Here is a 24,750-nt window from a genome sequence, read left to right as displayed (position 1 = left end):
GCGCCCGAACTACCAGCCGAGATAGCGGCGGTTGACCCATCCCGTCATCCCCCGCCAGCGCACGCGCCACCAGTTGCCGACGGCGCGGAAGGGACGAATGCGCACATCGCAGGCATCCGGCGGAATTATCGCCACCACCGGATAGGACACCCCCGGGCCCGCCCGCATGTTGAGCCCATCCCACGGCGCGACCCGCACCACACAGGCGGTGTCGTCATCCGCATCCGCCTCCTCGCTGATGTAGCGCATATGCACGAAGCCTTCGCGCCCCCGCCAGCGCACCTTGCACCAGCGGCCGCGGCACGGCCAGGTGATGCGCACGCCGCAGGCATCCGGCGGAATTGCCCCCACGATGCGATGGCGCACGCCCGGGCCCGCCCGCATGTTGAGCACATCCCAGGACGGCACGTTCACCACACAGGCGGCCTTGGCCGAAGGCGTCAGCACCAGCGCCGTCAGCCCGCCGGCCGCGAGAGCGGCCAGCCACCTGAAAAAACGCACTCCGCCATGCCTGAAGCCTGTCCCGGGCATGATTCCGCCTCCCTGAATGGTCTTGTGGTCTCATCGTGCTCGGAATATGCCGCACGGGCCCTTGCCCTGCCCTGAACACGCCATTCATCGGCCGTTCAGCAAGAGAAGAATGTCCATTGCCGAGGTTTCCGGGGGAGGATATCGCATGGCCTGCCAAATCAGTATGGCGGTAAGTGCAATCCCGCCTTTCTTGCCATGCCTGGTGTCATGAAATGGCACCGCCGAAACGCCCCGGAGCGGCTCACGCGCCCGCGCCGGCGGCTGTTTCGGCGGTGCCGTAGAGGATCTATGAAGTGTCGTCCGGTCTGTCAGGCCGAAGAGGCGGAATCGTCAGAGGCAGATTTTTCCGCCCCATCGTCCGATTTTTCTTCTTTCTTCTTGCGGCCCTTGTATTTCCAGGTGTTGCGCAGCTCGCCGTATTTCATCCAGTTGTCACGGGCCTCGGCATAGGCATCGGCGAAGACCTCATCCTTGAGCTTGACGGTCTCCTCGCCGAAGATGACGTGCTTGAGCCAGTCGAAGCCGAAAAGGATGAGGGTTTCGTCGCTCTTCTTCAAGGCCTCCTGCACATCCTCGGGCACGTCGTAGCGCTCCAGGAACGTGCTTTCGAAGATGAATTCGCGGAATTTGTCCACATCGGTGCAGATCATGTAGAACATCTGCAGCATGGGCTTGGGGATCGCCTTGCCGTACGGCCCGCCGACGGAGCGCCAGGAGGCCGCCTTCATCAGGATTTCCTCCCAGCGGGCGTTGAAGACGTCATAGGGCTCAAGCCCCTGCTGCTGCAGATACTTCTCCACCGTCTGCTCGCGCGGCTCCTCGTGGCCCTTGCAGTAGTCCTCGCGCACGAGGAAATACATGTCGGTGCGCTGCTCATGGCCCTTCATTTTCATGGCCGCGCGCCCCAGCGGATAATAGCGGCAGGTGGCCGGGCGCGCCTCATAAACCTTGCAGCCCTCCTCCTCGTCCAGGAACACGCAAGCGCCCTTGCCCTCCTTGCCGCGCATGATCAGCTTGGGCACGGGCATGCCCGAAGCCTCGTGAATGGCGGGCACGGCGAAATCGGCCACGATGTCCTTCGGCCGCACGGAAAAGAAGCGGGCAAGCTGCAGAATGTCATAGGGGGTCAGCGTGATGTCGGCGCCGTGACAGCAGCTGTTCCAGCAGGACACCCCCTTGTGACAGCGGAAGCGAAAACGCGTGTCGGGCTTCAGCTCCACCGGCTGAATGGGGCTGTCTGTGTGCAGGCCCTCGAACACGTTCATGCGCTGCCCGACGCCTTCGGCCATCCAGCCGTCCTCTTCCGCCTCCGGCGGCGAGAGCACGGAATCATCGTCGAGCGGATCGTAATCCTTCTGATCAGACATGGGTGACACACTCTTTCTCGTTTCGGATCAAACGGCTCCTGCCTTGCGTCGTTTCAAACGGCTCCCTGCATTCTCCCCCGCCCCCTTCGCCCGCACGCTCAGGCATCAGCATCGGGCCGGAGGAGAGGCCGGCCATTCTTGCGTCTGAAAACGGCGCAACGGCCTTGAAAAGGCAAGATGCACAGGATCACACGCCTCGTTTGTTTTTACGCGCACGGGGCGGATGCGCGAAGTCTCCGTGGCCCTCTTATACCCTTCATGACGCAGAAAGGAAAACGTCTTGTGCAAAAGACGCGCACCTTTTCTGGCGCCTTTTCGCCGTCCGGGCCTGCCCCGCGCAGGCATGGACCGCTTGTGATGACAGCAGGGCCAGGCCATCCCGCTTGCAGATGCCTTAACACCAGGCGCCTTGCGGATTGCCCTTACCGCCGGAGGATTGCGCCTGGTGTTTTGTTTGCCCGGGCCTTTCACGCATCGCGTCACAGTCTTGCCTTGCCTGTTCCGGGCCTGAACCGGGATCCCGGCAATCCAGGGTCTCGGACTGAGGCAGTTTTGTGGGCGATGGCGCCCGCCAGCAGGCCATACTCCACGACACACACACACACATATCGTCATACCGGCGAGAGCCGGTATCTCAGGCCATTGACTCATGCGTTTGTGGCCCGAGACCCCGGCTTTCGCCGGGGTGACGAGAAAGATGGAAACGGTGTGTCGTGTAGTGTGCCAGCAGACTTGACCTGACCGTATGAAAATAACATGCCGGAACGGGATTGTATCCCGTTCCGGAACGTTTCGGCGGGGTATATTACCCCGCCGGCCATGCTATAGGCGGGGTTAAAAAACCCCGCCAAAAGGTTCCGGAAGGATGTACAACATCCTTCCGGCAGTAAGAACTTGAGCCCGGAAGAGCCATTTCTGACAGCCATCACCGCATGCTTAAACCGCCCCTGGATGCCCGGGACACGCCCGGGCATGGCGTTTTCCCATGGTTTTTCAACGAATTAAACAAACACTTGTTGTCAGAAGCTCAATTGGTCCCTGTGCAGCGGGCAACAGGCAGAAAGGGCGCATGGTCCTAACCTCCCCCTGATAGGGGGAGGTCGGCCCCGCAAGGGGCCGGGAGGGGGGCGGGCCGCAGGCTCATGAGGTTGCCGCCCGACCCCCTCCCTGCCCCTCCCCCTACCAGGGGGAGGGAAAAGCGATGCTTCATGTATGGATAGGATATCAAGGGCAACTGAGTTGATGGCGCTTTTCTATGGTTTTTCAATGGCTTAAGCAAACGCTTGTCGTCAGAAGCTAAATTGGTCCCAGTGCAGAGGGCGGCAGGCAGGAAGAGCGCATGGTCCTAACCTCTCCCTGATAGGAGAAATCGGCCCCTAAGGAGTCGGACCGCAAACGCATGAGTTAATGGCATGAGATACCGGATGGTCTACGGTATGGCGATGTGTGTGTCGTGGGGTGGGCGTATAGAGTCCATCCGGTTCAGGCCGTTGGGGGAGATGTGATCAGGCGAGGCGGACCGGAAAGGGGAAGGGCGCTGCCCCCTCTGTGGGAAGCAGCGCCCTTGCCGGTTCGTGAAGCGTGTGGGATGCCTCGTCCTTCTGCCGAAATTCCGGATCAGACGTTGGCGGGCTTCTGCGCCTCGCCCGGGCCGGAATCGCCCGCCTTGAAGTTGGTGGCGGGGTGATCGACGAGGGCCACCCATTTGACCTTCTTGATCTCCCACTCGCCCGTCTCGGGGTTGTAGCGGGAGTTGACGAAGCAGTGCCAGTTCTCCTCGTCGAGGTTCGGATAGTCGGCGCGATAGTAGAAGCCCGGATAGCGCGTCTCCTCGCGGAAGAGGATGTGACGCAGATGGGCCTCCGCCGCCCAGATGCGGTGATAGTTCTCCCACGCGCGCAGCAGCTCGTGGAGATCCTTGGCCCGCATCTTCTTGGCGTCCTCCTTCAGCATCAGGAGGTATTTCAGGCCTTCCTCGAGCAGGGTCTTGTTGGTCTGATAGTAGGTGGCCACACCCGCCACGTACTCGTCCATGATCTTCTGCAGGCGCAGCTGCAGCATACGCGGCGTGATGTAGTTCGGGTTGACGTCGATGGCCGTGGTCTTGTCCTTGTGCTCGAGGAAGTTGCGCACCGGACGATAGATCTCCTCGACCAGCTCGTCCACGGACTTGGACAGCTCCGGCTTGAAGTCCTTGTGATCGCGCACAAAGCGGACCATGGACTTGCCGGCGATGCGGCCCTCGGCGTGGGAGCCGGAGGAGAACTTGTGACCGGAGGCACCGACACCGTCACCGGCGGTGAAGAGGCCCTTCACCGTGGTCATGCGGTTGTAGCCCCAGTGATAGTGATCCGGGATGCCCTCCAGATCCTCCGGACCGGAGACCCAGATGCCGGAGCAGCCGGAGTGCGAGCCGAGCAGGTAGGGCTCGGTCGGCATCAGCTCGGACTTGTCACGCTCCGGACGGATGTTCAGGCACGCCCACAGCGAGGCCTGGCCGATGCACATGTCGAGGAAGTCCTCCCACGCCTCGGCCTCCAGGTGCTTCACCTCCTGCGGGGTGAGGGTCTGCTCCAGCTCCTTCAGAGCGGTCGGCGTGTCCATGTAGATCGGACCACGGCCCTCCTTCATTTCCTTGAGCATGGCGTGGTTGCGCAGGCAGGTGGGCACCACCGCCGCCTTGTCGTAGGGCGCGAAGTCCTTCAGCATGTCGGCGTTCTTGACGATGTAGTCCTCGCCGAAGCCGTTCTGCGCCTTGGACTTGAACAGCAGGAACCAGGCACCCACCGGGCCGTAGCCGTCCTTGAAGCGGGTGGGCACGAAGCGGTTCTCCATCATGGTCAGCTCGGCGCCGACCTCCGCGGCCATGGCGTAGGTGGAGCCGGCGTTCCACACCGGATACCACACGCGGCCCATGCCCTCGCCCGTGGTGCGCGGACGGAAGATGTTCACCGCACCGCCGGCCACGTTGAGGATGGCGTTGGCGCGGAAGATGTAGAGCTTGTGCTCGCGGTTGGAGAAGCCAATGGCACCGGCGACGCGGTTGGGCTCGTTCTTGTCGAGCACGTACTTGATGATGAAGACGCGCTCGTAGATGTTCTCCATGCCCAGAGCCTTCTTGGCCGCCTCGGCAACGATGACCTTGTAGGACTCACCGTTGATCATGATCTGCCAGCGGCCGGAGCGGACGGGCTTGCCGCCGTCCTTGAGCATCTTGCCACCCTTCTTCTGCCAGGTGGCGCCGTCCACGCGGGTGCCGTCATCGAGGGTCTTCCAGATGGGCAGGCCCCACTCCTCGAAGAGATGCACGGAATCGTCCACGTGACGGCCGACGTCGAAGACGAGGTCGTCACGCGTGATGCCCATCAGGTCGGCGTGGACCATGCGGACATAATCCTCGACCTCGTTCTCGCCGATGTAGGTGTTGATGGCGGACAGACCCTGCGCCACGGCGCCGGAGCGGTCCATGGCCGCCTTGTCCACCAGGGTGATCTTGATGTCGTCGCCGGCCCAGCGCTTGGCCTCGAACGCCGCGCCGCAGGCGGCCATGCCGCCGCCGACGATCAGGATGTCGGTATCGATTTCGACAATTTCAGGATTGCCGAAGCTGGGTTCACTCATCGTCTGTTTCCCTCATGCAAACAGTTATCGGTCACCACTCCCTCGGGGCGATCAGGCCCGCTCATGCATCGCGGCCCCTTCATTTTGCCATGCGCCTCAAAGCGACGCGATCTCGCCCCTCGTGACGGTTCTTCGTGATCCTTGCTCCCCCGGGCCGATCAGGCGCCGCGCGACGGATCCACCTGCTTCACCTCGGTCTCGGTGAACAGGCGCGGGCTGTCGAGATCGGCAGGATCGGCCTCCGGCTTGTTGCCGTAGGGATCGATGGAGCCCACAGGCGTGGTGCGGATCGGGAACTTGAAGCGCTTCAGCTCGCCATCGCGGAACTTGATGGTCCACATGATGGCCTGGTCGGTGCGCAGCGGAATGGCCGTGCCGCCCATCGGCGCCCAGTCCGCGAAGGGACGCAGCTCAATGGCCTGCTGCGGGCAGTGCTTGGCGCAGCACAGGCACTCCCAGCACTGATCGGGCTCCTGATTGAAGGCCTTCATCTTGTGGCCGGTGAACTCGCCCTCAACGTCCAGCTTCATCAGGTCGTTCGGGCAGATGTACATGCAGACGGTGACCTCACCGCCCTTGCAGCCATCGCACTTTTCGGTGTGAACGAAAGTAGGCATGCCTCTCCTCTTTCTGGTTGGCGTGAACCTTATCGGGCGTCGCGAAAAACGTCCCGCGCGAAGGCTCGGTTCAGTGCCCAGGCGCGACACGCCGTCACGAAAACGCCCTGCACAGCGCACCCCCTCCCGCACCGAAATGGGGAGAGGATGGACATCCCTTCAGGGTTTTCCTTTTCGGACCCCCTGCAGTCGGTTCCCTCTTCCCATGCCGGAGGGTGACCCCTCCAACATATTCATGATCGTGTAAATCAAATTTGTCTGATATACAAGCGCCCGCCTTCCCGCAAGGCGGATGTGGACAACAGGGTGCGGCATCTTGCCCCCCGTTGACGATGCTGCCGGCATCGGGCAACCGTCATGTCGGTTCGTGTGCCGCGCAAACGGACGCACGATGGCATTCTTTCAGGAACGGGCGCGAACGGCAAGAGGCGACGGCGGGCATGGATGAGGCAATGCGCGCAAGGAGCGATGCAGAAGGCAGCGATGCCGGCGGCGATGATGCGCTGGCGCGGCTGACGGCGCGGCTGATTGCCTTTCGCGACGCGCGGGACTGGAAGCAGTTTCATTCATTGAAGAATCTGCTCATCTCGCTCAATCTCGAGGCGGCGGAGGCGCTGGAGCTCTGCCAGTGGATCGATGAGGCGCGCTTTGAGGCCATGGCGCGGCCCGGCGGAGAGCGGCATGAGGCGCTGCGCATGGAATGCGCCGATGTGCTGCTCTATCTGCTGTTGATCGCCGAAGCCGCCGGCTTTGACCTCGCTCAGGCGGCGGAAGAGAAAATCGCCCTGAACGAACAGCGCTACCCCGCCGAAAAGGCCCGCGGCCGCGCCGATAAGTATACGGCCTATGCCACCACGCCGAACCCGCGGCGGAATGAAAAGACGTGATCTTTCTTCTCATTCCGGGCAGAGAGATCCTCGCCCCGGATGTTTCTGGTTGCATTTCCTGAATAATTTTCTATCATCGCGGGAGTGTGATTGATCCCATGAGATGGAATGCGGCACAGGATGATCAGGAAAAGCGCAAAAGATGCATTCGCCCGGCTTGTTTTCATGTATTGGAAGAAAAAAGGGCTTTGCGCCGCGCTCATCAACATTTTCACCCTGATCATCGCGACGGGAAGTGCCTTTGCCCTGGAAAGCCAAATACATGATTTTTCGTCCCGCACGCATCAATACCAAGAGAAAATGGCATTTTATGTGGATTCTCCGAATAGCCCCGGTTTAGAACGCCGAAGAGGCATACTTCAGTGTTCTGAAAAGAAGAACAACAAACCCGATATTGAAGGGAATGCTGAACTGAAAAAGTTTTTGGATCGATTAAAGAGGCGGACAGAAACGCATGATACGCTCGAATCGGCCCAGGCGGCCGTGGCCAGATATCGCGAGCTGGCCAAAAAGGATCCTGAAGAATATTTGCCCGATCTCTCCAGAAGCCTGATCGACCTCCATCATCGTCTGGCCGAGCGGGGGCGCAATCAGGAAGCGCTGAAGGCGCTCAATGAAGCGATTCTGATTGAAATGGACGGGCTTGCGGCCAATCCGCAATTTCACGGGCGAAATCTGATTGATTACCTGAAAATACTGGAAAATCATTATAAGAAAATGAACAAGAAAAAGGATGCCCTTAAAATAAAAGAACAAAGAGTGACGATGCTCAAGAATTTTTATCAAAAATTTCCACTTCAGTTTGGAGGAAAATATATTGATGAGTTAAAGCATTCCATATACGAGCAATTAAATGCCGATAACCATAAAGACGCGATACAACTTCAGAAAGAAATTGTAAAAATATTGCGCAAGCTATCCCTTATACATCCAGAAAGCTATCTATTTCCATATGATGTCGAACTTGGCAATCTTGCGACAATGCTTCAAGAGGCTGGAGATTTTCATCAAGCATTAGATATGATTCAGAAAGCCCTTCTCATGGATCAGATGCTCAGCAAAAAAATAGAGGAGGAAGTGGCCCTTTTCCTCAAATCGCACAATCTCATTATCAAGGCGGCGATCCTTTCCAAATTGGGCAAGAAACAAGAAGCCCTTGCCGATGCAAAGACTGCCGTGGAAATAATTCGCAAACTCTCCAAGAAAAATCCTGATTTTTTTGCAAAAAATCTTCCACCGGCCCTTGATGAACTGGCCTTGCGTCTTGACGAAAATGGAAAACAACAGCAAGCTCTCGAAACGGAAAAGGAGGCCATCTCTCTTTATCGCAACATGGCGCGCGAAAATCCCTTTCATCTGTTGTCCCTGGCCAATGCCCTGGGCAATTTGGGGCGCATTCACATGCACGCCGGACAGCCGGCGCAGGCATGTCGCAGCTATGCCGAAGCCCTGCGGACAATTGCGTTGGCCGTGCAAAAGTCCTACATCCCCCCATCCCGTACGGAAACGTTCCTGGATCGCTATGTGCAGACCTGCAAGATGGTTGGGAAGCAGCCAGACGAAACGTTGATCAAACCGATCAGAAAAACCTTGCAGGAAATCAGGAGCAGGAGCGAGAACAAAGCTGCTGTTTCAGCAAAATAACTGCTGTTTTATAAAGGGTCTGTCCAGGATAAATAAATCAATTTTGCTTTATGTTATTGAGATCGTGGTGATTTTTCAATTTCTCAATAGCATGATTTTTCAGGGCTGAGAGAAGCGCCAATGGCGATTTTTCGCCATTGGCGCTTCATGACCATTCTTTTCGCAACTCATTGAATGTCAAGCATGAAACCGCTACGCGGCGGCCCACAGGGCCGTGCTTGACATTCAATGAGTTGTGGAACAGCAAAACCAGTTTCCAGGACAGCCCCTAAACTTAATCCTGAAGAGGCCCCTTCCTTCAAAAAGAGCCACCGGGAGCCCCGCAAGCTCGTCAGCACTCGCTGGCGGCCGGGAGAGGGGCGGGGGCAGGATCGGTCTTGCCCTGTATGAGCCGCGTTTCCTGCCAGCGGCCGTTGGCGGTGAAATCATGCATGAGGATGGCCGGGGCCTCGCCCAGGGCGCGGGCTGAGCCTTTGCGGAGATCATGGGCGGCGGCGGGCATGGTGAAGGCCGGGCGCTTAGCGATTTGCCCGCGGGCGAAGCGATGGGTGTGGCCGGTGATGATGAGTTCCACGTTCGGATGGCGAAGGAGGCAGGCCTCAAGCGCGCGCACGTGGTCCCAGTCGGCAAACTGGCGGGAATCGCTCATCTCAGTAATCACGAAAGGCGGATGATGCATGGCGATGACCACCGGCGCGCCGCCCGCTTGCGCAAGCAGCGAATCGAGCCGGGCCAGGCGCTCTTCATCCATCCAGCCCTTGTTGGTGCGCGGGCCCTTGCTGTCCATGCCAATCAGCAAAAGCGGGCCCAGCTGCACGGTGAAAATCAGCGGCGCCTGCGCATCGCCTTGCGCATTGTCCTGCTTCTCGATCCAGGGCAGACCGGCAAAGGCCGCGCGCATGCGCGCCCGCGAATCGCGGTTTCCCGGCACGATGACCCAGGGCATGGGCAGGCGCGCCATCAGCCGGCGCAAAACCGCATATTCCTCCGCGCTGCCGGAATTGGCGGCATCGCCGGTGTGCACCACGAGATCGGGCCGGGGATCGAGCGCCAGAATGGCATTGATGTGCCGTTCAAGATCGGCCTCGCGCGCGGCCAGAGGCGGCACGGCGATGTGGGTGTCGGTGATCTGCGCGATGCGCATGGGCCTTGCCTTCGCGTTCCGGTTTTGTGATCGATTCCGGGAGGTGAAACTGCGAATGCTTCACATTCGTGCTGGCGAGGCATAAAGTGTGAGGGCGCTTTTGGCAACCCTAGCGCCCAAACGGATCACTTCGGAAGCACGATGTCCCTTTTCCGCACATTGTCCGCCCGGGAAAAACTGGCGCGCATCAACGCCATCGTGGAGATGCAGGAGGCGGGCGAGTCCGTCTCCTATGTGGACAACGCGCGGCGGGAGGTGGAAAAGTGGCAGCTGATCGTTGATCTTCTTGAGGCCCATCCCTTTCCCACCCGCGAGCGGCTGAAGCGCTCCGATCAGTGGCGCGAGGCGCATGCGCTGGTGCGCGATATCCGCGATCGCGAGTTCAACGACTGGATCCTGCTGCAGGTGGAGGTGGCGGCCAACATCGAGCGCGGCGTGCGCGAGATGCGGCCGCGCAAGCCCGGCCCCTGTCATCCGCAGATCCTCGATTATGCGCGCCAGCGCCTGCGCAAGGCGGAAAAGATCCTGCATTTCGCCGAGGCCGGCGAGCGCGAGGGCGGCATCAACGCCGTGGACGGTGATTGGCATCAGAAGACCACGGAAATCCTGCGCAAGGCCAGACGGCGCTATCAGCCCTATGATCACGGCGGCCACGAGGACATCCCCTGGCCCACCTCCGCACATGAAGAAGAAGCCTAAACGGCCGGATGATTCATTTATTGATAAGGAGGCGCCCCTCTTTCGGGACCGGAGGTGCCACGGGCGCAAGGGCTCAGTCGTTGTCCGCTTGGGCCTGAGCAGGCACGGAAAGCGTGAAGCGTGCCGGAATGAGCAAGGCGGGGCGTTTGCGCGGTAGCGGCGGCGCAGTGACAGCCGTGGTCTGTGCCAGAGCGGAGGGTGAGGGCTGAACCGGCAGCGATTTGAGCGTATCCGTGCGCTTCACCGGCAGGATGCGAATACCGACCCGGAATTGCGCCACCGCCTGCGCCGCTTCGGCCGGCAGCGCCCCGTATCCGAGCCCGAACAGGGCGAGCATCACCGCCCTGGCGATCACCGCCCGCCGGCCACGCCCGAACACCACTCCGCTCACACCCGCACGCTGCACGTGCCCAGTCTCCCCTTCCCATCAGTACGCCTTTTCATCCGCCTGCATGGCAGACCGGGCGCACCATCAGCCTAAACAGCGTATGCCACCGGCGCCATTGCCTGATCCGGCATGAAACGCCTGCACACAGCCTTTCCCGCCGATGCAGGGCGCATGCCAGCGCCGCCTTTCAGGGCGGGCCCGCAAGCGGCGCACCTGATGAAAGGGTAAACAAAAGGTTGATGAAGAGTCAAAAGCTGAAACACCACACGTTTTCCGGCCTGGCCTCTTTCAGGCCGCACACATGCCCTGCCATGCGCCACAACCGGCACCAGAATGCGCGCCCGCCAAAGCACAGATGCTCACTCCAGAACACCCGCTTCAGATGCCTCCTGAAAAGTGATAGACACTTGCGACAACCTGCCTCACCCATATACGCTTTCATATATTTGAATATGAGTATATAAAACGGGCCGTGCCGCCGGCCGCCTTTTCTGGCTGCCCGCCGCATGCCGCTTGCATGGTTGTTCAAAGCCGGCCGGAAGAGGGCGCGCCATCGCAGAAGGGTAGGGCGCCGGCTGAAGAGGGAAACGCCAGTTATCCGGTTGCGTGGACGGATCATCCGGATACATCGAGGCATCAAGGAAGGGTTGACATGAAAAAGACACTGCGCGCTGCTGCCGTGGCGCTGGGGCTTGCCCTGGTGGTCACGCCGACCATGGCCGAGAAGGCCGCATCCGACATGGCGGGGAGCCTTGCCACCTCCACCGAGGATTGGGCGAAGGCCATGACCCAGGTTCTCGATCCGAAATTCATGACGGATTGGATGAACCTGATGCTCAATCCCGCCTATGTCGAGATGATGATGAAGATGGCGGATCCCAAGCTCATCGAGGGCTATGTCAGGATCATGACGGATCCGCGCTACATCGAAATGATGATGAAGATGGCGGATCCCAAGCTCGTTGAGAGCTATGTGAAGATCATGACCGATCCGCGTTACATGGAAATGATGGCCAAGATGGTGGATCCCAAGGTCATCGAGCCCTACATCAAGATGATGACCGATCCCAAGTATGTCGAGGCCATGATGAAGTGGGCCGATCCCAAGATCATGGAGCCCTACATCAAGATGATGACTGATCCCAACTACATCAACGCCATGGCCAAGATGATGGATCCCAATCCGTGGATGAAGATGATGACCACCTGGATGGATGCCTTTGCCAAGATGGGCACCTCCATGACGCCTTCCACCGGCGGCAACAGCCGCTGAACGCGCTGACCACGAGCGGCCAACCCCGTCAGTCCGTTCGTCTGTGCAGGACTAAAGGACGGATGTGAGAAGCCGGGATGAAAGTCTTTTGCCTTTCGCAACCGGCAAGGCCAAGGCGGTCCTGACCTTGCGATCGTGAGTGCGTTTATCCTCCCTGGACTTGACCCGGAAAACGGCCCCTCGCGGCCTTTTCCGGGTCTTTTTTGCCCGCCATCATGTGTGGCCGCTGATCATACTACACGACACCCCCATCGTCATACCGGCGAAAGCCGGTATCTAAGGCCACAAACGCATGAGTTTGCGGCCCGAGACCCCGGCTTTCGCCGGGGTGACGAGAAAGATGGCAACGTTGCGTCGTGTAACGTGGCCGTTGATACTGCCTGGCATGGAAGCGTCTGAATGCGTTCGCAATTTGGTCATACTGCCGCATTAACCTTATATAAAGAAATTGCTGACCTGCCGCGTTTGACGCCGCTATCATCGCCCGGCAGGCGGGGCGTGTGTTGTGGTGGCGTATGCGCATGATGCCGGTGCGGCCCGCGCCGGATGTGCGCAAACGGGATGCACCGCAGCGCTCTATGACCAGGGGGGCGCAAGGCGGAGTGACGAGCCATGTTCGTGTCAGGTGGTGTGCGTATATTCAAGAGTGTTTGGCGTATCATTGCTCTGTCGGCGCTGTTCGGCCTGGCTGCCGTTCAGGTGCAGGCGGCCGAGACGCGCAAGGTCAACATCGCGCCGGGCATGCCCTATGTGGATGTCAAGGTTGGCGGCAAGACCATCCGCATCGAACGCATCCAGGATACCAAGCACAGGCTCACCAACAGCTATACCAAGACATCCCGTCCCTGTCCGCCGTTCTGCATTCAGCCGATGACGGCGGCCCCGGGCGTGAACACGGTGGGCGAGCTTGAACTCATCGATTTTCTCAAGAAGAAGGTGGAAAAGGGCAAGGGCGTTCTCGTCGATGCCCGCATTCCCGCCTGGTATCGCAAGGGCACCATTCCGGGCGCCGTCAACATTCCCTTCACCCTGCTGGCGCCGGACAATCCCTATCGCGACAAGATCCTGCTCGTGCTCGGCGCCAAGAAGCTGGAGGACGGCACCTGGGATTTCGGTGGCGCCCGCGAGCTTTTGCTGTTCTGCAACGGCCCCTGGTGCGGTCAGTCGCCGCGCGCGATCCGCAACCTCATCGCCGCCGGCTATCCGCCGGAAAAGCTGCACTATTACCGCGGCGGCATGCAAAGCTGGCAGCTTCTCGGCCTGACCACCGTCAAGCCGCAGGGAGGCAGGAAATGAAGTGGCGCGGGCGGCATATCCAGATGTTCAAAGGCGCAAGCGGCCTTGTTCTGTCGCTGGTTCTCGCCATGGCCACGGGGCTGTTGCCCGCGCCGCGGCCCGCGCTGGCGCAGCAGGCCCCCGCCGAGGTGGAGCCGCTGCCCATGCCGGACTCCGGCGCTGACGTCGAGGAGCTGAAGGCCCTTACCGAAAAGGTGATCGAAAGCCTCACCGCAGGCGAGGGCAAGGCCGCCGCGGGCGGAAAGAACACGGCCGCGGGCGGGCAGGATTTCATGCAGGCGCTGCAGGCGCTTGTGAACAAGGCCACCGCCGAGGGCAAGAGCACCGAGGACGTCTTGCAGCTGTTGCAGGAGGCGCTGGAAGGCCGCGGCGGCGGTTCTCTGGAGGAGCTGCTTGCCCGTCGCGGCATGGAGCCGCGCGCCTTGCTGGCTGAGCTTGTGCGCCGCGCCGAAAAGAAGGCCGCGCCTGAGGATGCCTACACCCGCGCGCTGAAGGCCGAGGGCGAAAGCACCACCGTGGAGGCAGACACGGCGGGCCGCGCCGAGCAGCAGGCCGCAGCCGCGGGCAAGACCGTAGTCGTGCAGCCCGGCGATACCCTGGGCACCATCGCCCGCCGCGTTTATGGCGATGCCGCCATGTGGCGCAAGATCTACGAGGCCAACAAGGACCGCCTGAGCAATCCCGATCTGCTCTACGTCGGGCAGAAGCTCAGGCTGCCCTGAAACAGGCCGCACTTCAGCGGCCAATTGCCCGGCGGCAGGGCGAAGCAAGGGCGGCGGTGAGAAACAGGAAGAAAGGAAGACGGGGCGTTTCGCGCGCAATGTGCGCCAAAGACAGGACCGGGGGGCGAAACGGAAAGGACGGAAGGTCATGACCAAACCTCTGTTTCCCGATCGACTGCAGGGCCGGCCCGCCGGCACGCCAGCAGAATCCGCCGAGGCCGTGCTGCAAAGGCTGCGCCTGCGCGCCGGTGCCGAGGCCGTTCCGCCCATGCAGAACAGGGCGCCATTGTCTGGCCAACATAACGGTGCCACAGCGCACCCCGGCCCGGGCACCCGGACAGCCCCGGCCGCATCTGCCACGGGCTCAGGTCACGGACACGCGCCCGCGCATGGCGGCGGCGAGGCCCTTGCCGATCTGCCGCTTGACGGGCTGGAGGATGAAGGCGGCTGGCGCGCGCATTTTCCCATTCTCGCGGCCATTTTCGTGGTCTCCGCCATCGCCGGCGGCACGCTTGCCGGCCTGCTGCTTGCCGCCCGTCCGCCCGCCACGCCCCAGCATGCGGGCGTGGCCGCGGTCCGCGACACCACGTCTGTCGCGCAAAAACCCCGCAGGAACGAGACCATCCTGCGCCCGGTGCGCCCTGCCGCAGGCGCCAAAAACACATCCGAAAGCACAAAGGCGGCTGTAATAGCGACGGCGGCGGTGACGATGCCATCCACCGTCAAGGCTGAGGCAAATGCTGAAAAGCCTGAAAAGGGGAAGGCCATGCAGAAGAAGCCTGCGCCTGCGGCCGTGTCGCCTGTACAGGCGCCGTCCGTTGTCGCAGCCAAATCTGCGTCCGATGACAAGGAGCGCATCCGCAAGGACGAGGAGCGCATCATTCCGGCTGCGGAAGCGCCCGCAACACTGGCTGTCATACCTGCGTCGTCCGCACCGGCAAAGGGCGCCGGTGAGATGAAGGAGAAAGCGAAGGAAAAATCCGCCCCGGCGAAGGGCACGGAGCAGGCCGCTGTGGATACGCGCCTGGCGCTGGCCGCCGTGGTGGGTGAGGCCATGGCCGGCAATCCCGGAAAGGAGGCCGCAGCCCCGCAGAATGAATCGGCCGAGAAGGCAAAAGGGCCTGAAAGGAAGGCCGCCAGGGCGGCCGCCGCATCGCCTGCCGAGCCGCCGGTGAGCATGGGCGCGGCCAGCAGGAAGGACATGCAGGCCTTGACCGAAAACGTGGTGGCGGCATTGCAGAACATCACCCGCGCCGGCACCGCCGTCACGCCGCGGCAGACCGCCGATCTGCGCAGCGCCTTGGCCGCATTGGTCGATCGGGCCCTGGCGGAGGGCCGCAGTCAGGAGGATGTCACCCGGCTTCTGGAACGCGCGCTGGACGAGACCGGCCAGACCGCCATGCCCGCCGCCCTGCGCGGTGCGGATGGCAAGGTAGATCTGCGTCTGCTGCTGGCCAGCATCATTCCGCCGGATGCGGCCGAGGCCGGAAACGCCGGTGAGCAGGGCTATATCGAGGCCTTGAAGCGCGAAGGCGCGCACACGAGCCTCGCCGCGGGCGCGGCGGCCGATTCCGGGCGCTTCTATATGCGCAACGGCAAGCGCTATACCCGTGTGCGCCGCGGCGATACCCTAAGCCGCATCGCCTTTGAGGCCTATGGCGATGTGCTCGCCTATCCGCTCATTCTTCGCGCCAATGCCGATCGCATCGCTTCCGTGCGCAACCTCAAGCCCGGCACGGAGCTGCTTATTCCGGAAAAGAGCGCCGCGGCCGCCTTCACCGGCCCCATTCAGCTGGCGCCATTGCCCGCCACGGGCAAGGGCAAGACCGTGCGCAAGAAGACGACGGCGAAAAAGACCCGGCCCGCACAGCGCCGCAAGAAGGCGCGCCGCGCCCGGCTTCGCCCGCGCAAGACGGCCAATGCCAAAAAGGCGCCGGAGCAGCCAACGCCCACAGCCCAGCGCTCGGTGAAGACCAACTTCTTCTCACGCTTCACCGCCCCGCCACAAACAGCCAGTGGCGCCTCCGCCCAGTGACCGGGCCGGGGCAGGCCGACGCCTCAAAACCGGGCATAACCCGCGTTCATTCGGCCTGATCCTGCCAGGTCCAGACCGTGAGTGCGGCAGGGTCACAGCGGGTGCAGCCGCCGCAGGCGCGGGTGTCTGTCTGCGCGCGTGCAATGCGCCCCTTGCTTTCCAGAAGCTCCAGCATGGGCAACACGGCCTCGGCCGGTGCATTGACGGCCTGGGCGATATCGGCAAGACAGGCCTGCCTGTGGCGCTTCAGATATGTCTGAATGGCATCCAGCATGAGCCTTTCACCGTCATGGCCGCAGCGGGGTTCCTGGGGGCTGACCGATGTGGCCGCAAATGTCTACGAGCACCATTCCCTTCAGCATCATTCCGCCGCTGCCGGCAATGAGGAGGGCGTGCCCGGCTTCTGCCGGCTGATGACGTGCAGAAGGGCGATGATCCCGGCCATGACCGCCGCCAGGGCAATGAGCCACAAGGCGGAAGAAAGCGGATGCCGCGGCAATGTGGCCGCCTGATAGAAGGCCACGGCCACGGACCAGCCCAGCCATGAGCTCCATGCGCCGGAGAGCACCGCCCAGCGTAAGCCCGCCTCGCGGGCAATGGCCGCAAAGGTGGCCGCGCAGGGGAAATAGAGCAGCACGAAGAGCATGTAGGCAAAGGCGCCGATCTTGCCGTCAAAACGGCTGCGCATGGCGGCGAAGGTGGCCTCGTTCACGCCCTGATCGGTCTTGACGGCTTCGGCATCGCCCGTGGCGGAAAGGCCGAGCGGATCGATGAAGGCCTCGCCGAGATCTTTGAGGTTTTGCGGAATGGAGGCGAAGGCCGCCGCGATCTTTTCGCCGATGCCGGGGCTCTCTTCCTGTTGCGGGCGGGCGCCGGCGTCTAGGTGGCATAAAGGGCATTGAGCGTGCCCACCACCACCTCCTTGGCGAAAACGCCGGTGAATAGCCCAACCGTGGCCGGCCAGTTCTCCTCCCGGATGCCCAAGGGCGCAAACACCGGCGTGATGGCCTTGCCCGTGGCCGAAAGCATGGAGCGCTCCGTGTCCGCATGGCCGAAGCTGCCGTCCGTGCCCATCTGATTGAAAAAGGAGAGCACGGCAACAATCACCACGATCACCTTGCCCGCCCCGAAAACAAATCCTTTCAGCCGGTTCCAGGCATGCAGGAACAGATTGGACAGCCGCGGCAGGCGGTAGGGCGGCAGTTCCATGACGAAGGGCGTGGCCTCGCCTTTCAGCAAGGTGCGCTTGAACAGCAGTCCGGTGAGGATGGCGGCGGCAATCCCGACGAGATAGAGCAGGAAAACCACGTTCTGCCCGCCCTTGGGGAAGAAGACGGCGGCGAAGAGGGCATAGACCGTCAGCCGCGCCCCGCAGGACATGAACGGCGTCATCAGGATGGCCAGCGTGCGCTCGCGCGGATTTTCCAGCGTGCGGGCGGAGAGCACCGCCGGCACGTTGCAGCCGAAGCCGACGATCAGCGGCACGAAGGCCTTGCCCGGCAGGCCGATGGTGCGCATCAGGCGGTCCATGAGAAAGGCGGCCCGCACCATATAGCCGGAATCCTCCAGCAGCGAGAGCACGAGAAAGAGAATGCCGATGATGGGAATGAAGGTGGCCACCGTCTGGATACCGGCGCCCAGACCATCAGCAAGAATGACGATCAGCCATTCCGGTGCGCCAAGGGCGGAGAGGATCTGACGCGTGCCGTCCACGAACAGGGCCTGCGCGAACAGATCGAAGAAATCGACGAAGGCGCCGCCCACATTGATGGTGAGCAGGAACATCAGATAGATGGCGAAGAGAAAGATCGCCGGCCCTGCCAGCCAGTGCAGCACCACCCGGTCGATGGCATCAGACGCGGAAGCCGCCAGTTCGCCCCGCCGGTGCACCGCCCGCTGTGCCGCCGCATGGGCAAAGGCATAGCGCGCATCGGCGATCACCAGATCCGGATCCTCGCCCAGCGCCTTTTTCAGCTTGGGCAGGGCCCGGCGCAAAACGCCCGCCGTCTCCTCACCGGCCAGCTTGAGCGCCAGGTCATCGCCCTCAATCAGGCGCACGGCCAGCCAGCGGGGGGATACGCCCTCCTTTTGGGCGGTATAGGCAATCACCGGCTCAAGCTCGGCGATCAGGCGCTCCACCGGCTCCGGATAAACAACCGTACGCTCAGGCCTCTTCCCCTCGCGCGCCACCGTCCTGATGGTGCGCACAAGATCGGCAAAGCCCTCCGCCTGCCGCGCCACCATCGGCACAACCGGCACGCCGGTTGCCTCTTCCAGTGCGGCCGGATCGATGGCCAGCCCCTGCCGGCGCGCCTCGTCCATCATGTTCAGCGCAATGACCACCGGGCGCCCGGTTTCCACCAGCTGCGCCAAAAGATAGAGATTGCGCTCCAGATTGGTGGCATCGACCACGTCCACCACCACATCGAACGGATCGCGCACGATGGCATCGCGGGCGATCTTCTCATCCAGCGACTGATCCTCGCGGCCGGGAATGGGGCGCAGGGTATAGACCCCCGGCAGATCGATGATCTCCAGCGTGCCCTCATCATCGGCAAAGGTGCCGCTCTTGCGTTCCACGGTCACGCCCGGCCAGTTGCCGGTGCGCTGGCGCGCGCCGGTGAAGAGATTGAACAGCGTGGTCTTGCCGCAGTTGGGATTGCCGGCGATGGCAACGCGCAGGGTGCGGCTGAGGGGTTCGCCGCTGTCCTTGCCGGTGGCGCCCGTGCGTCCTTTCGGATCGGGGGCGGCGTCGGTGCAGCAGGCTTTCATGGCGCGCTCCGGAAGAGAGGATCAAGGCATGTCAGCGCCGGGGGCGGCCGGGGCAGGGTGTCACGAAAATGTGCCGCCCGGCCGCCGGGCTGATGGCCATGCGCATGCCGTCCAGACGCACCACAACACCGGCCGGGTTCTTATGCACGATCTCGATGGGAATGCCGGCACGCAAGCCCAGATCCATCATGCGGCGCAAAAAGGTTGGGCTGCCGGCAACAGAACGCACGCACAGCCGTTCTCCCGCCCTGGCCTCGGTGAGCGGGGACAGGCGATCGGCCGCATGATGCACAGCGGTGAGCGGATCAGCCTTGCGGTCCTGCGCATTCATCGCAGCGGAAGAGACTTGCGCCGTTTGCGCCGGCACAGCCCCGTTCTCGCCGGGCGTTTCCTGCTCTCTCAAGGCGTGCGCATGAAGGTCTGCCTGCAAGGTCATGATCCGTCACTCTTTCCCGATATTCGCCACTGCCTCACCGTTTTCGCAATTGCGGATGCATCCTTATGCATCCCGCCGCTGCCAAGTCATCCCGCACCAGACGCATCCTGCGCCCTTTGGCCTTTCAATCCCCAGACACCATCGGAGCATCGCACCGGGGCCTCATTCTCCTGCCGCTACCGGTCCGGCAAAGGGCGGGACGGGGCGAGATGCAAACGCGCATGCAAATCACTCGCAACCATCTCTGCCACACTTTCGTGAACATGTATTTGATCTGGATCAAACCAATTGCGAATGATTTGCAAGTGCAGCTTTCACGTAGGCCGTCATCGTGTCTCTGTCAAGAGCGGCGATTGCCGAAAAATGGGTGAATGCGTCAGGCCGCATGTCGCATGCCGAGGCAAACAAACTCTGGCTGCGTCGGAAACCTGACCTTTTTATGCCTTTCAGGTCCGAAGATAAGGATACAGACCCCTGCACGATGATGTTGCCGTCCCACCAGGCGGGAGAGAGAGGCAAAAGAGACCCGATGCGCATGCGCGCCATTGATATATTAGATTTTGCTAATATATTCCGCCATGACAAACCGGCGGGGGCACGCTTGCGGTTGGATGGCGAGCGCCTACAATGTTCAAGGCGAGGTGGCGATGAATCGGCCCGGTGCCTTGAAGAAAACGGAGCGCCGCCTGGGGGTGCCTTTCGCCAAGATGGGTTAAGGCGTACGGCCGAAACGATCCAGACAGGGGAACGACCATGATACGGGGCATTTTCGCGGCAATTGGCCTTGGGCTAGTGCTGGGCGCATCTCTCACGGGCGGTGCGCTGCCCGGTGCAGATCCCGCCCATGCCGAAGAGGCGCTGCCGCTGAAGACGGCGACGGTCAAGCGCATCGAGGCCGAGCGCGAGCGGTTCTTCGAGGGCGTCATCGAAGCGGTGAAGGAATCCACCATCGCCGCGCAGACCTCCGGGCGCATTCTCAAGATTTATTTCGATGTCAACGACCGGGTGGAGAAGGGCGCCCTGCTGATCGAGCTGGATGACACCCAGCAGAAGGCGCAGCTGGAACAGGCGAAAGCAGCCGTGAAGGGTGCAGAGGCCCGCCTCTTGGCGGCGGAGCAGGATTTCGCCCGCGTATCCCGCCTCTATAAGCAGGGCACGGTGCCCAAGGCGCGCTTTGATCAGTCCAAGGCTGAACTGGATGCGGCCCGCGCCGGCCTGGCCCAGGCGAAGGCGGCCCTCAAACAGGCGGAGGAGCAGCTTTCCTACACCAAGGTGCGCGCGCCCTATTCCGGCATCGTCACCGCCCGGCATGTGGAGGTGGGAGAGCTGGCCGCGCCCGGCACACCGCTGATGAGCGGCTATTCAACGGAAGAGATGCGCGCGCATGTGGACCTGCCGCAGCGTTATGTGCCCGTCATCCGCAAGAACCGCAAGGCCGCCGTGGTTCTCGATCTGGCCGGGCGCGTGCGGCGCGAGGTTTCGCGCATGGTCATCTTTCCCTATTCCGATCCGAAGACCAACACCGTCACCGTGCGCCTCTACATGACCGACAAGGGCAAGGGGCTGTTTCCCGGCATGCTGATCAAGGGCGCCTTCATGGTCGAAAAGGCCAGGGTCCTGGCCGTGCCCGAAAAGGCGGTGGCGCGCCGGGGCGAGCTTGCCGGTGTCTATCGCCTCAAGGGCAAGGAGATCGAGTTTCTGCAGGTGCGCACCGGCCGGCCGCTGGGCAACGGCCTGGTGGAGGTCCTCGCCGGCCTGCAGGAGGGCGATGTGGTGGCGCTCGATCCCTTGAAGGCCGCCATTCTCCTGAAGGAACAGCATGCGAAACATGAGGCCGCGGCGAAGGAGGCGCAGGAATGAGCGCGAACAACTCCACGGGTGCGCCCGGTGCACCGGGGCCGAACAGCGGCAGGCTGGGCATCTCCGGCATCATCGCCAGCGCCTTCGTGCGCAATCAGGTCACTCTTCTCATCCTTATCGCCACGCTGCTTTCCGGCGTGTTTGCGGTGCTCATCACCCCGCGCGAGGAGGAGCCGCAGATCAACGTCACCTTCGCCAACGTGTTCATCGCCTTTCCCGGCGCCTCGGCGAAGGAGGTGGAGCAGCTGGTCACCACGCCGGCGGAGCAGGTGCTGGGCGAGATCGAGGGACTGAAACACATCTACTCGGTCTCGCGCCCCGGCATGAGCATGATCACCGTGCAATACAAGGTGGGCGAGCCGCGCACGGATGCCATCCTCAGGCTCTATGACAAGATCTTCTCCAATCTCGACTGGCTGCCGCAGAACCTCGGCGTGGCCCAGCCCATCGTCAAGCCGCGCTCCATCGACGACATTCCCATCGTCACCTTCACCTTGTGGGATCCTTCCGGCAAGCGCACCGCCCATGACTTGAAACGCATCGCCCACACGCTGGAGGCGGAGCTGAAGCGCATACACGGCACGCGCCAGGTGCGCACCATCGGCGGGCCGGAGCGCGTGGTCAACGTGGCCATCGATCCGCAGAAACTGGCCGCCTATGGCCTGGCGCTCGATGACCTGCGCAAGGCGCTGCTGGCCTCCAATGCCTCCACCGACCGGCAGAGCATCATCTCCGACAACCTGAACATCCCGGTGCGCGCCGGCACCTTCCTGTCGCGCCCGGAGGAGGTGCAGAACCTCGTCGTCGGAGTCTTTGGCGGCAAGCCTGTCTATCTGGCGGATGTGGCCACCATCACCTACGGCCCGGATACGCCCAAGAACTACGTTTCCTACTGCACCGGCCCGGATGAGCTGAAGAAGGGCGCACCCGCCGGCTGCTTCCCGGCGGTGACCATCGCCGTGGCCAAGCAGCCGGGGCAGAATGCCGTGGTCATCGCCGACAAGCTCATCCGCCACATCGAGAAGATCAAGGGCGTGTTCATCCCCGACGGGGTGAAGCTCACCGTCACCCGTAACTACGGCAAGACCGCCGATGACAAGGCGAAGAAGCTGATCATGAAGCTCATCTTCGCCACCGCCTCGGTGGTGCTGCTGGTGCTGTTCACCATGGGCTGGCGCGAGGCGGTTGTTGTGGGCATTGCCGTGATCTCCACCCTGGCGGTGACGCTGTTCGCCTCCTGGGCCTATGGCTTTACCATCAACCGCGTCTCGCTCTTTGCGCTCATCTTCTCCATCGGCATTCTGGTGGATGATGCCATCGTCGTGGTGGAAAACATTCACCGCCACCTGCAAATGGGCGATGGCCGCAAGCCCTGGGTGCTCATTCCGCAGGCCGTGGACGAAGTGGGCTCACCCACGATTCTGGCCACGCTCACGGTCATCGCCGCGCTTCTGCCCATGGCCTTCGTCACCGGCCTCATGGGGCCCTATATGCAGCCCATTCCCATCAATGCCTCCATGGGCATGATGCTCTCGCTGGCCGTGGCCTTCATCATCTCGCCGTGGCTTGCCTATCGCCTGATCGTGCGCGGGCACAAGCACACCAAGGAGGAGGAAAAGGAGCTCAAGGCGGAGCTTACCTTCGCCCGCCGGGTCTTCAACCGCGTGCTCGGGCCCTTCCTGCAGCTCGGCGCCTGGGGCCGCACCAAGCGCTATCTGCTCATCTTCACCATGATCTTCCTGCTCGGCGCCTCCATGTCCTTGGGCGTGGTGCAGCTGGTCATTCTCAAGATGCTGCCCTTTGACAACAAGTCCGAGTTCAAGATCGTGGTGGACATGCCGGAGGGCACCGCGCTGGAGAAGACCGAGCGCACGCTCAAGGCCCTGGCCGAAGTCTTAAAAGAGGTGCCGGAGGTGAAGAACTGGCAGCTCTATGCCGGCACCGCCTCGCCGGTGGGCTTCAACGGCCTGGTGCGTCAGTATTACCTGCGGCAGGAGCCGCGCTTCGGCGACATTCAGGTCAACCTCATCGACAAGCACGAGCGCGACCGCAAGAGCCACGAAATCGCCGCCGATGTGCGCAACCGGCTGCTTGAGCGCTTCAAGGATGCGGACTTCACCTTCAAGGTGGTGGAAGTGCCGCCGGGGCCGCCGGTGCTCTCGCCCATCGTGGCGGAGATCTACGGGCTGGACTATGACGGCCAGCTGCGCGTGGCGAAAGAGGTGCGAAAGGTCTTTGAAACCACGAAGGATATCGTGGACATCGATGACACCATCGCCAGCGGCAACCCGCGCATCATCGTGCGCGTGGACCGTCAGCGGGCGGCGGCGCTGGGCGTGCCGCAGTCGGCGGTGGCGCAGGCCATTGTCACCGCGCTGGGCGGCGAGGATGTCAGCTATCTGCACACGCAGGCTTCCAAGTATCCCGTGCCCATCCGCGTGCAGCTGCCCGCCTCTGAGAAGGGCTCGATCGAGGACCTGCTGAACCTGAAGGTGCGCGCCGTCACCGGCAAGCTGGTGCCGCTGTCCGAGATCGTCATCCTCGAGCGGGACCGCGTGGAGCAGGACATCTATCACAAGGACCTGCTGCCGGTGGTTTATGTCATGGGCGACATGACCGGCAAGATCGACAGCCCGCTCTATGGCATGTTCGAGATGTATGCCACGCTGAAAGACGCCAAGGATCCCGTCACCGGCCGGTCGATCGAGCAGCACTTCATCAGTCAGCCGGAGGCGCCGGTGAACTTCGCGCTGAAATGGGACGGCGAGTGGCAGATCACCTATGAGACCTTCCGCGACATGGGTATTGCCTATGCGGTGGGCCTCATCGGCATTTACTTCCTCATCGTGGCGCAGTTCGGCAGCTATCTCGTGCCGCTCATCATCATGGCGCCCATTCCGCTCACCATCATCGGCGTCATGCCGGGCCATGCGTTGTTGGGCGCGAAGTTCACGGCCACGTCCATGATCGGCGTCATCGCGCTGGCCGGCATCATCGTGCGCAACTCCATCCTGCTGGTGGACTTCGTCAATCAGCAGTGCGCCTGCCGCGTGCCGCTGCGCGAGGCCATCATCCAGTCCGCGGCCGTGCGCGCCCGGCCCATCCTGCTCACCGCCATCGCCGCGATGATGGGCGCCTTCTTCATCCTGGACGATCCCATCTTCAACGGGCTGGCCATCTCGCTCATCTTCGGCATCTTCGTCTCCACCATCCTCACTCTGGTGGTGATTCCGGTGCTCTACTTCAGCTACATGCGCCGGAAGCTGAAGAAGATGGGCTACGGCCCGGACGATCCGGTGGACTGGGCGCATGAAAAGGAAGAGGAGCTGGAGAAACTGGCATAACGCCATTGCCATGACCATGACCAAAGGGCCCCGCAGCCGCTTGCGGGGCCTTTTCATCTGACAGGCGTGCCCGTGTGCAAAATGAACAGGCAGCCCCCCTCAGCAGTGTTCAAC

19 protein-coding genes are annotated in these 24,750 nt (G+C 62.1%); 9 read left to right on the top strand and 10 right to left on the bottom strand.

Features of this window, described 5'->3' with window-relative positions; all coding sequences use genetic code 11:
* Window positions 1-9: 9 nt before the first annotated feature.
* The 4 genes from EK16_RS00305 to aprB form a co-directional block, all read right to left on the bottom strand.
* Window positions 10-531 carry an SH3 domain-containing protein gene (locus tag EK16_RS00305; RefSeq protein WP_081910097.1) on the bottom strand — a complete coding sequence of 174 codons (522 nt, stop codon included), beginning with the start codon at window positions 529-531 and terminating at the stop codon, window positions 10-12.
* Window positions 532-839: 308 nt separating this feature from the next.
* Entirely contained in the window at window positions 840-1,898 is a 1,059-nt protein-coding gene (locus EK16_RS00300; protein ID WP_051928695.1) for a YkgJ family cysteine cluster protein, read from the bottom strand.
* Window positions 1,899-3,515: 1,617 nt separating this feature from the next.
* Entirely contained in the window at window positions 3,516-5,519 is a 2,004-nt protein-coding gene (aprA, locus tag EK16_RS00295) for an adenylyl-sulfate reductase subunit alpha (RefSeq protein WP_051928694.1), read from the bottom strand.
* Window positions 5,520-5,677: 158 nt separating this feature from the next.
* The gene (aprB, locus tag EK16_RS00290; RefSeq protein WP_051928693.1) at window positions 5,678-6,136 is read right to left on the bottom strand and encodes an adenylyl-sulfate reductase subunit beta; all 459 of its coding nucleotides are present in this window, start codon (window positions 6,134-6,136) and stop codon (window positions 5,678-5,680) included.
* Window positions 6,137-6,576: 440 nt separating this feature from the next.
* Between aprB and EK16_RS00285 the strand changes: the two genes are divergently transcribed.
* Together EK16_RS00285 and EK16_RS00280 are read left to right on the top strand one after the other, a co-directional pair.
* Window positions 6,577-7,023: a nucleotide pyrophosphohydrolase gene (locus EK16_RS00285; RefSeq protein ID WP_231573545.1), complete on the top strand. Its 447-nt coding sequence runs from the start codon at window positions 6,577-6,579 to the stop codon at window positions 7,021-7,023.
* A 120-nt stretch (window positions 7,024-7,143) separates the two neighbouring features.
* Window positions 7,144-8,667, top strand: coding sequence for a tetratricopeptide repeat protein (locus EK16_RS00280; protein WP_038033427.1), 1,524 nt, complete (start codon window positions 7,144-7,146; stop codon window positions 8,665-8,667).
* 331 nt (window positions 8,668-8,998) lie between these two features.
* Here EK16_RS00280 and EK16_RS00275 read toward each other — a convergent pair whose 3' ends face one another.
* Window positions 8,999-9,811 carry a metallophosphoesterase gene (locus tag EK16_RS00275; RefSeq protein ID WP_051928692.1) on the bottom strand — a complete coding sequence of 271 codons (813 nt, stop codon included), beginning with the start codon at window positions 9,809-9,811 and terminating at the stop codon, window positions 8,999-9,001.
* A 141-nt stretch (window positions 9,812-9,952) separates the two neighbouring features.
* On the opposite strand from EK16_RS00275, the gene EK16_RS00270 reads away from it, so the two are divergent.
* Window positions 9,953-10,510 carry a hypothetical protein gene (locus tag EK16_RS00270; RefSeq protein ID WP_038033425.1) on the top strand — a complete coding sequence of 186 codons (558 nt, stop codon included), beginning with the start codon at window positions 9,953-9,955 and terminating at the stop codon, window positions 10,508-10,510.
* 73 nt (window positions 10,511-10,583) lie between these two features.
* Here EK16_RS00270 and EK16_RS00265 read toward each other — a convergent pair whose 3' ends face one another.
* Window positions 10,584-10,916, bottom strand: a complete 333-nt coding sequence (locus EK16_RS00265; protein ID WP_038033424.1) for a hypothetical protein — start codon at window positions 10,914-10,916, stop codon at window positions 10,584-10,586.
* Between the two features lie 634 nt (window positions 10,917-11,550).
* Here EK16_RS00265 and EK16_RS00260 point away from each other — a divergent pair.
* From EK16_RS00260 to EK16_RS00245, 4 genes are all read left to right on the top strand, one after another.
* Window positions 11,551-12,171 carry a hypothetical protein gene (locus EK16_RS00260; RefSeq protein ID WP_038033423.1) on the top strand — a complete coding sequence of 207 codons (621 nt, stop codon included), beginning with the start codon at window positions 11,551-11,553 and terminating at the stop codon, window positions 12,169-12,171.
* A gap of 612 nt (window positions 12,172-12,783) precedes the next feature.
* The gene (locus EK16_RS00255) at window positions 12,784-13,467 is read left to right on the top strand and encodes a rhodanese-like domain-containing protein (RefSeq protein ID WP_051928691.1); all 684 of its coding nucleotides are present in this window, start codon (window positions 12,784-12,786) and stop codon (window positions 13,465-13,467) included.
* Window positions 13,464-14,189: a LysM peptidoglycan-binding domain-containing protein gene (locus EK16_RS00250; protein ID WP_038033419.1), complete on the top strand. Its 726-nt coding sequence runs from the start codon at window positions 13,464-13,466 to the stop codon at window positions 14,187-14,189. Before EK16_RS00255 ends, EK16_RS00250 begins: the two co-directional genes overlap by 4 nt.
* Window positions 14,190-14,337: 148 nt before the next feature.
* A complete protein-coding gene (locus EK16_RS00245) occupies window positions 14,338-16,224 on the top strand; it encodes a LysM peptidoglycan-binding domain-containing protein (protein ID WP_038033415.1) in 1,887 nt (628 codons plus the stop codon).
* 46 nt (window positions 16,225-16,270) lie between these two features.
* Here EK16_RS00245 and EK16_RS00240 read toward each other — a convergent pair whose 3' ends face one another.
* The 4 genes from EK16_RS00240 to EK16_RS00230 all read right to left on the bottom strand — a co-directional run bounded on the left by EK16_RS00240 (window position 16,271) and on the right by EK16_RS00230 (window position 19,432).
* A complete protein-coding gene (locus EK16_RS00240) occupies window positions 16,271-16,498 on the bottom strand; it encodes a FeoC-like transcriptional regulator (RefSeq protein WP_038033463.1) in 228 nt (75 codons plus the stop codon).
* A gap of 87 nt (window positions 16,499-16,585) precedes the next feature.
* Entirely contained in the window at window positions 16,586-16,936 is a 351-nt protein-coding gene (locus EK16_RS12600) for a hypothetical protein (RefSeq protein ID WP_369793064.1), read from the bottom strand.
* Between the two features lie 167 nt (window positions 16,937-17,103).
* A complete protein-coding gene (gene feoB, locus EK16_RS00235; protein ID WP_369793063.1) occupies window positions 17,104-18,996 on the bottom strand; it encodes a Fe(2+) transporter permease subunit FeoB in 1,893 nt (630 codons plus the stop codon).
* A 31-nt stretch (window positions 18,997-19,027) separates the two neighbouring features.
* Window positions 19,028-19,432: a FeoA family protein gene (locus EK16_RS00230; protein ID WP_038033410.1), complete on the bottom strand. Its 405-nt coding sequence runs from the start codon at window positions 19,430-19,432 to the stop codon at window positions 19,028-19,030.
* A gap of 753 nt (window positions 19,433-20,185) precedes the next feature.
* Here EK16_RS00230 and EK16_RS00225 point away from each other — a divergent pair.
* Both EK16_RS00225 and EK16_RS00220 read left to right on the top strand, forming a co-directional pair.
* Window positions 20,186-21,292 (top strand): efflux RND transporter periplasmic adaptor subunit, encoded by a 1,107-nt coding sequence (locus EK16_RS00225; protein WP_081910096.1) that lies wholly within the window; start codon window positions 20,186-20,188, stop codon window positions 21,290-21,292.
* On the top strand, window positions 21,289-24,636 hold the full coding sequence (locus EK16_RS00220; RefSeq protein ID WP_081910095.1) for an efflux RND transporter permease subunit: 3,348 nt from the start codon (window positions 21,289-21,291) through the stop codon (window positions 24,634-24,636). Before EK16_RS00225 ends, EK16_RS00220 begins: the two co-directional genes overlap by 4 nt.
* Window positions 24,637-24,750 lie beyond the last annotated feature (114 nt).

Origin of the sequence: Thermopetrobacter sp. TC1, assembly GCF_000746275.1 — a bacterium.
In the GTDB taxonomy this organism is placed as follows: Bacteria; Pseudomonadota; Alphaproteobacteria; order Rhizobiales; family Aestuariivirgaceae; genus Thermopetrobacter.
This window is presented reverse-complemented; position numbering and strand designations above follow the sequence as displayed.

What these genes read in the sequence shown, in the direction of transcription:
- EK16_RS00300 (WP_051928695.1), bottom strand. Translation starts at nt 1,898, where the DNA reads ATGTCTGATCAGAAGGATTACGATCCGCTCGACGATGATTCCGTGCTC.
- EK16_RS00270 (WP_038033425.1), top strand. Translation starts at nt 9,953, where the DNA reads ATGTCCCTTTTCCGCACATTGTCCGCCCGGGAAAAACTGGCGCGCATC.
- EK16_RS00245 (WP_038033415.1), top strand. Translation starts at nt 14,338, where the DNA reads ATGACCAAACCTCTGTTTCCCGATCGACTGCAGGGCCGGCCCGCCGGC.
- EK16_RS00285 (WP_231573545.1), top strand. Translation starts at nt 6,577, where the DNA reads ATGGATGAGGCAATGCGCGCAAGGAGCGATGCAGAAGGCAGCGATGCC.
- EK16_RS00255 (WP_051928691.1), top strand. Translation starts at nt 12,784, where the DNA reads ATGTTCGTGTCAGGTGGTGTGCGTATATTCAAGAGTGTTTGGCGTATC.
- feoB (WP_369793063.1), bottom strand. Translation starts at nt 18,996, where the DNA reads ATGAAAGCCTGCTGCACCGACGCCGCCCCCGATCCGAAAGGACGCACG.
- EK16_RS00225 (WP_081910096.1), top strand. Translation starts at nt 20,186, where the DNA reads ATGATACGGGGCATTTTCGCGGCAATTGGCCTTGGGCTAGTGCTGGGC.
- EK16_RS00230 (WP_038033410.1), bottom strand. Translation starts at nt 19,432, where the DNA reads ATGACCTTGCAGGCAGACCTTCATGCGCACGCCTTGAGAGAGCAGGAA.
- EK16_RS00220 (WP_081910095.1), top strand. Translation starts at nt 21,289, where the DNA reads ATGAGCGCGAACAACTCCACGGGTGCGCCCGGTGCACCGGGGCCGAAC.
- EK16_RS00275 (WP_051928692.1), bottom strand. Translation starts at nt 9,811, where the DNA reads ATGCGCATCGCGCAGATCACCGACACCCACATCGCCGTGCCGCCTCTG.
- EK16_RS00250 (WP_038033419.1), top strand. Translation starts at nt 13,464, where the DNA reads ATGAAGTGGCGCGGGCGGCATATCCAGATGTTCAAAGGCGCAAGCGGC.
- EK16_RS00260 (WP_038033423.1), top strand. Translation starts at nt 11,551, where the DNA reads ATGAAAAAGACACTGCGCGCTGCTGCCGTGGCGCTGGGGCTTGCCCTG.
- aprA (WP_051928694.1), bottom strand. Translation starts at nt 5,519, where the DNA reads ATGAGTGAACCCAGCTTCGGCAATCCTGAAATTGTCGAAATCGATACC.
- EK16_RS00240 (WP_038033463.1), bottom strand. Translation starts at nt 16,498, where the DNA reads ATGCTGGATGCCATTCAGACATATCTGAAGCGCCACAGGCAGGCCTGT.
- aprB (WP_051928693.1), bottom strand. Translation starts at nt 6,136, where the DNA reads ATGCCTACTTTCGTTCACACCGAAAAGTGCGATGGCTGCAAGGGCGGT.
- EK16_RS00280 (WP_038033427.1), top strand. Translation starts at nt 7,144, where the DNA reads ATGATCAGGAAAAGCGCAAAAGATGCATTCGCCCGGCTTGTTTTCATG.
- EK16_RS00305 (WP_081910097.1), bottom strand. Translation starts at nt 531, where the DNA reads ATGCCCGGGACAGGCTTCAGGCATGGCGGAGTGCGTTTTTTCAGGTGG.